The organism is Colwellia sp. (assembly GCF_013215345.1).
Taxonomy (GTDB): domain Bacteria; phylum Pseudomonadota; class Gammaproteobacteria; order Enterobacterales; family Alteromonadaceae; genus Colwellia.
In genome coordinates, this window is sequence record NZ_JABSOV010000049.1 from 23,190 (window position 1) to 29,866 (window position 6,677).

A 6,677-nucleotide genomic window follows, 5' to 3' on the forward strand; every position below is an offset into this window, starting at 1 on the left:
TTTATTGCTAAGCAAGCAGTTAACCATCTCGTTTTTAACAATCTAAAGTAAAATGGTTATAAAGGTTGCTACTAGGAATAACTGACTTTTATCGGGATAGTTAATACCTGCTTACCTTTATGTTTAAGCCAAAAATAAATCATAACAAAGGTTAATAAGGCAATCGCAATCGTTATGCTGGCACTTAACGGCGCGACCATGAAATTACCAATTTGATAACATAATGTTGCCACTAAATAAGCAAAAGTAAAACTCCAAATACCGGCAAATCCGGCCCAGCGACTACCTACTTCATTTTTGATTGCTCCCATAGCAGCAACACAAGGGGTATAAAGTAAGATAAACAATAAATAACTAAAAGCGCCTAGCTGGCTAACAAAAGCTAATTGCATGCGCTGATAGGTAGTTAGTTCAACACCTTGCTCTTGGGCGGCAAGGCTTAAGTCGCTGATCTCACCTACGCTAATCCCCAAAGGATCATCGGGGGAAAGACCTAATAAATTTTCTTTTATGCTATCAGTCGCCTCTTGCCAGCTTTGCGCTAACGAAGGCTCTGCAGCTTCCCCTGATGCATGGGGTGAATATAAGTTATTAAAGGTTGCCACCAGCACTTCTTTGGCAAATATTCCGGTAATAATGCCGACGCCAGCCTGCCAGTTATCTTCTTGCACACCCATAGGAGCCAACAGCGGCATCACTACTTTTGCTCCTTGACTCAATATAGAGTTTTCACTGTCTTGATTACCAAATTGACCATCAGTGTCAATAGAGTTGAAGAAGTTTAATAAACACACCACAATAACTATGGTTTTACCTGCACCGGTAACAAAGCCTCTAGTACGCTGCCAAACACGTTGACTTAAATCGCTAAGTTTAGGCAGTTCATAATTAGGTAATTCCATAATATTTAATGAACTAGTGCCTGACAACACGGTTTTCTTCAATAAAAATCCGGTAAAAATCGCAGCGGAAATACCCACTAAATACAATAAAAACACTAGATTTTGACCATTATCAGGAAAAAAGGCCGCGGCAAATAGCGCATAAACAGGCAATCTTGCCCCACATGACATAAAGGGAGACATCATTACCGTGGTAATGCGCTCTCGCTCACTATCAAGAATTCTTGCTGACATGACCGCAGGTACCGTACAGCCAAAACCAACAATCAACGGCACAAAGGCTTTACCGGGCAAACCAATTTTTTGCATAACGCTGTCCACTACGAAAGCGGCCCGCGCTAAATAACCTGAGCTTTCTAAAATTGATAAGCCGATAAACAAACAGGCGATAACAGGAATAAAGGTCGCGACTGTTTGCAAGCCACTACCAAAGCCCTCAACAATAGTGAGTAACCACTGCGGTAAGTCTAATGGCGCTAAAAAATGTAATGGGTAATCGACAAATAAGGTGCCACTAAGAATATCGAAAAAATCGATAAAGGCACTACCGACATTAATGGCAAACATAAAGAGTAAGTACATCACCCCGAGAAATACCGGTATGCCAGTTAAGGGATGTAAAACTACACTATCAATTTTATCTGACATCGATTTGTTGGCACATGCAGGATTGGCGTAGGCAGCATTGGTCGCCTCAACACTGCTAACACGGGCCAGCATATCGGTAATATAGTCATAACGCGCTTGCATTGCTTTCACGCTTTGCTTTTGTTGCTGCGCTGGCTGCTGCTTTATTTCTCGCTCTTTTTGGCAGCTAACACTATTAACGATTGTTTGATGGCTAGCGGATATGTCATTTGTCATTTGAGCCAGTGCCTGCTGCACTTCTACTAAGGCATTTTTTCTTTGGGCACTTATGGCGATAACAGGACAGCCTAATTCTATAGCTAATTGCGCAATATCAATCTGTAAATGTTTTTTTCGATCGCTTTTATTGAGTACCACTATCATAGGTACACCCAACTCAAGTAGCTGGCTGGTTAAATAAAGCTGTCGGCTTAACTGGTTAATATCAACGACGTTAACTAAGCAATCAATATCATTATCTTGTAAAAATGATTGCGAAATGGTCAGATCTTTACCTTGCTCGGCATGTTTTTCTAGCGAACTTAAACCGGGTAAGTCTGATAAATAAGCGCTCTGCTGCCCTAAACTAAAACTGGTTTTTTTAGCGGCTACGGTAACACCTGACCAATTACCAACTTTTTGCTTACTTTGCTTTTTTTTGTTTTCGCTAGCGGATAATAACAGGTTAAATAAAGTGCTTTTACCTGAGTTGGCAAAACCAACTAGGGCGAAATGTTTTGATTGTGTCACGGTAAGATTCTTTTGAGGTTACTGGGTATAAATGAATTATCTTGGTAATCAGTTTTTTGCTTAACTTATCGATTACTTTACTAATTAAAGACTAACGCCAATTTGCTTTGCGACGGAACGCTGAATACAAATTTTAGTATTGTGTAAGCGAAAGGCCATCGGGCCATTAAAAGGCGCTTTATGCGCTAATGACACATGGGAACGAAGAGTAAAGCCTTGTTCAATCAGTTGCGCCGCGATTACTACATCTTTAGGTAAAGCGCTAATTTTAGCAGGTTTATTCAGGGGAAGGTCAGCGAGAGTCATGCTAGAAGTCCAAAAAAAGTTCATTTTCCCACAGATGTTAATCTAAGAGTTAATGATAATTACTATTATTTGAATGGTAGCATTAGCCAGAAAAAATCAATAGTAAAACAATGTAACTAACCTTGACCTTGATCAAACAAAAATGTTTCATTAACTAATCAAACCTCTATGTTATTACTTATAGAGTTTATGACTATTACATTACTTTTTCACTATTATTAAACTCGATGCAAGCTTAGCTATAAACATTGATTTCAGCTAAAACTAATTCCTTGGTAAAAGTGACTACAATTAATACAAGTACACTGTTTATATGTAAAAACTTTTAGTAATATGATGGTTAATAAATCAACCCGAGAGCTAGCTATATGAAAGAAAAGGTTAATGTTGGCAATAATATAGCAGAAAAAAACACCCTGATGTTTACCATTCTCGTAAGTGTTTTTGTTATGTGCTTTAGTTTAAACAGCCATAGCTACACGCTTGATTCCCCCTCTACTTGGATGCAAGTCCCCCTTAATAAAATTGATGAGTTGAATAAGAAAGATCCAGCATTAGCACTGGCTTTCTCTAAAGAGCTATTTGATGAACATCAACAAAAGATGACTGACTTTGATAAAGCCTCTATATTGAGCAAGATGGCTCAACATAACTATATATTAGGGTACTATAATGTAAGCCAGGGGCACCTAGACCAAGCTTATGCCTTGAAAGTAGACTTAACGACTGATGTCGGTATTTCGTTGTTATTAACTCAGGGCGGTATCATGGATGAACTGGGTAACTCAGAGCAGGCAATGGAAAAGTACTCACTCGCAGCGAAATATGCCAAAGTAAATGAAAACTATAGGCTGCTCGCAGATAGTTATGCTTACATGGCTTACTCATACTCAATTAATCATAAAGATACTCAAGCCCTAAAGTTTTATCATCAAGCTTACTTACAACTTGAACAAATAGGCGATGAGTTAGGCTTAGCTTATTTGAAAGCTGAAATGGCTAACGCCTATTCACTTACCTTTGACGACATCAATGCAATTAAGCTAGCAAAAGAAGCAAGTGACTACTTTAAAAAACATCAATATTATTTTGATGAGTTATTTGTACAAAATGTATTAGCCAAAATTTACCTACGAAAAAAAGATTACCAAAAAGCCGAAGTAACCTACCTAAGAGTTATCGAAATAACAAAACAAACCAATAAAAAAGAATACATCTACTTAGCTTATTTAGGTTTAGCGAATACTTACCATCACTCTCAACAACACGATAAAGCCCGTACTTTTTGGCATAAATATCAAGAGCAACATCCTCTTTATGAAAATCCGTCGGCAGAAATTGGCGCAATTGTATTAGAAGCCAAACTTGCACTGAGTGATAACAACATAACAGCAGCAATTGACATTTTAGCTAGAGTTGAAGCAATACTTAAACCTTTAGATAAGCATAATGCGCTTAGTTGGTATGTACAGCTTTTTGATTTACAGGCACAAGTTGCGGCTATCCAAAAAGACTTTCAAACTGCATATTTCAAGCAAAAACAAGCAAGAACCTTACAAAAGGATTATTACAACGCTGAACGTGAAACTATACGTTCAAAATATAAAGTCATGTTTGATACTGACCAAGCTATTTTGACCAATAAATTATTAGAGCAAGACAAGGCTTTAAATAAAGCGGCGTTAGCAAGTGCAACACAACAGCAAAAGTCCCAAAATATGATCATCATAATTATATTATTATGTGTGCTAGTACTCTGCTATTTTATTTATCGTCAAGTACTTAATAGTAAAGCTCTGCATAAAATAGCTAACACTGATACCTTAACTGAACTAGCAAACCGTCGGTATAGCTTTATTTATGCCGAGAAGATGTTATTACAAGCGATAAAAGCCAAACAATCATTTTCTGTCGTCATATTCGACGTAGATCATTTCAAACGAGTCAATGACAACTTTGGTCATGCTGGTGGTGATATCGCATTAAAAGAGCTTACCTCAACAGCCAATGAATACGTTAGAACTCATGATATTCTAGGTCGCATAGGTGGTGAGGAATTTTTACTGATTTTACCCGAAGCGTCTGCAACTCAGGCATATGAAATAGCTGAACGTATTAGACATGCTATCGAGCATAAAGTGATGACTATCCAAGGGCAGTCATTACAAATTACCGCAAGCTTTGGCATTGCCGAGTTAACGGAGCAACAAGATAGTTTTAATCAACTATTTAACAGTGCCGATATGGCTTTATATCAAGCAAAAGACCAAGGCAGAAACCAAGTGGTGATGGCAAACGAGGCATAGTCCATCAACTTTATTGGCTGAACTTCTCTCAACAAAAATCTGCTTAACCATGAATAGGCATCTTGATTACTTGATAGCCATTAGTGTATTTTAAATAAAATTCAGCATTATTGATTTGGCATAAAAAAAGAGCTTTAAAGCTCTTTTTATAAATTTAGCAAACTAACGTGTTAGTTAGCTTGCTGAATTAACTAATTAAAATGAAAAACGCACACCGATAGCACCGTCAACACTAAATTTAAATTTATCATCAAAGTTTGCTACTGGTTGTACTTGGCCGTATAAATCCCAACCTTTGGCAAAATACCAAGAAACTCCGACTGGCACACGTACACCATAGCCATGGTTCCAACCAGCCCAACCACCGCCAGCAAGATACCAAGATAATGGCGTTTCATTATTAAAATCACCGGTTTTCACTAAATAATCTACGGCGAAACCACTATCACCCAAAACGATGTTATAGCTATCTATCTGTGCAACAAGACTTAAGTCCATATCTAGCGCCACACCAACTTTAACATTAGCTTGAGCATAACTAGACAGTGATAATGCAAGTAATAAAACACTTACTAAAAACAATTTTTTCATTGGGATTCCTAAGATATCGAAGAGGTAGTGATTAAAATTGGCGCTATTGTAATCGTTCTTTAGTGCAAAACAAGGAAAAGCCGAGTACTTTTCGAATATGGCTTAGTTTACTTATAACTTGGTATTGTTACTAAAGTGCTACAGCTACTTGTTAACATCGATCACAGCCTTTACTATAAGAAACGATTTATAACCCTTAACTGCATAATTAGGCTGTCTATGTTTACACAAAAAACCAACAAAACAACAAAAAAAAACGCTAAAAAAGCGCTAACCCTTATCAGCATAGCCACTGCCAGTTTAAGTTTTACTAACACTGCTAGCGCGACTATTGTTGAAATTAAAACCTCACTAAGTGAACAACTGATTAAAGTTAACTTATTTGATAGTACTACACCTGCAACAGTAGCTAACTTCCTCAATTATATTGATAGTGGGCATTACACTAACTCGGTTGTCCATAGAGTTGCTACCGATTTTGTTGTTCAAGGCGGTGGTTATAAATTTACCGGTGAGTGGCCATTAACGCCACTAGTAGCAAGCGCGCCAGTGAAAAACGAGCCTATTTATTCTAATGTTAAAGGCACCATTGCCATGGCGAAAAAGGGCAGCAATGTTCATAGTGCTACTAACCAGTGGTTTTTTAACTTAAAAGATAATAGCGATAATTTAGACCGACAAAACGGTGGTTTTACCGTATTTGGTCAAGTTATTGAAGGTATGGATATAGTAGACAAAATAGCGCAACTAAAACTATGTAACGCTGGTGATTTAGAGGGTATCCCTATGGTCATGGCTGAAAGTCAACAATGTGGAGATATGAGCGCACCTGGCATGGAGAACTTTGTTGTTATTGAGTATGTAGGTATTTTTGATAACTCTGTGGTGACGGATGGTGATTTAATCCCATTAAAATCAAAAGAGCCTGATAGTGATGGTGATGGTGTGATAGACATATCTGATGCTTTCCCAAGCGACCCTGCTAAATATTTACCTGATGCTCAAGAAGATAACGGTGGTTCAATCACTTGGTTTGCTCTTGCCATGCTTACCTTGCTAACCATGAGAAAACGTCTCTTCTCTATGTAGGAGCAGGCTTTAGCCGCGAACATTAGTAAATATTCGGGCGTAAACATTCGATAAAACCTAGATTCCCGACAAGTGAACTCGGGAATGACGGTACAGAAGCCCATAT

5 protein-coding genes are annotated in these 6,677 nt (G+C 38.0%); 2 read left to right on the forward strand and 3 right to left on the reverse strand.

Annotation, left to right across the window (positions count from 1 at the left end):
* Window positions 1-71: 71 nt before the first annotated feature.
* Both feoB and HRT50_RS09430 read right to left on the reverse strand, forming a co-directional pair.
* Window positions 72-2,279: a ferrous iron transport protein B gene (feoB, locus tag HRT50_RS09425; protein WP_291613771.1), complete on the reverse strand. Its 2,208-nt coding sequence runs from the start codon at window positions 2,277-2,279 to the stop codon at window positions 72-74.
* A gap of 84 nt (window positions 2,280-2,363) precedes the next feature.
* Entirely contained in the window at window positions 2,364-2,585 is a 222-nt protein-coding gene (locus tag HRT50_RS09430) for a FeoA family protein (protein ID WP_291613773.1), read from the reverse strand.
* Window positions 2,586-2,953: 368 nt separating this feature from the next.
* On the opposite strand from HRT50_RS09430, the gene HRT50_RS09435 reads away from it, so the two are divergent.
* Window positions 2,954-4,891 carry a diguanylate cyclase gene (locus HRT50_RS09435; protein WP_291613774.1) on the forward strand — a complete coding sequence of 646 codons (1,938 nt, stop codon included), beginning with the start codon at window positions 2,954-2,956 and terminating at the stop codon, window positions 4,889-4,891.
* A 195-nt stretch (window positions 4,892-5,086) separates the two neighbouring features.
* Here the strand turns inward: HRT50_RS09435 and HRT50_RS09440 are convergent, their stop codons facing one another.
* Window positions 5,087-5,482: a hypothetical protein gene (locus HRT50_RS09440; protein ID WP_291613775.1), complete on the reverse strand. Its 396-nt coding sequence runs from the start codon at window positions 5,480-5,482 to the stop codon at window positions 5,087-5,089.
* Between the two features lie 219 nt (window positions 5,483-5,701).
* Between HRT50_RS09440 and HRT50_RS09445 the strand changes: the two genes are divergently transcribed.
* The gene (locus tag HRT50_RS09445) at window positions 5,702-6,571 is read left to right on the forward strand and encodes a peptidylprolyl isomerase (protein WP_291613776.1); all 870 of its coding nucleotides are present in this window, start codon (window positions 5,702-5,704) and stop codon (window positions 6,569-6,571) included.
* Window positions 6,572-6,677: the final 106 nt, after the last annotated feature.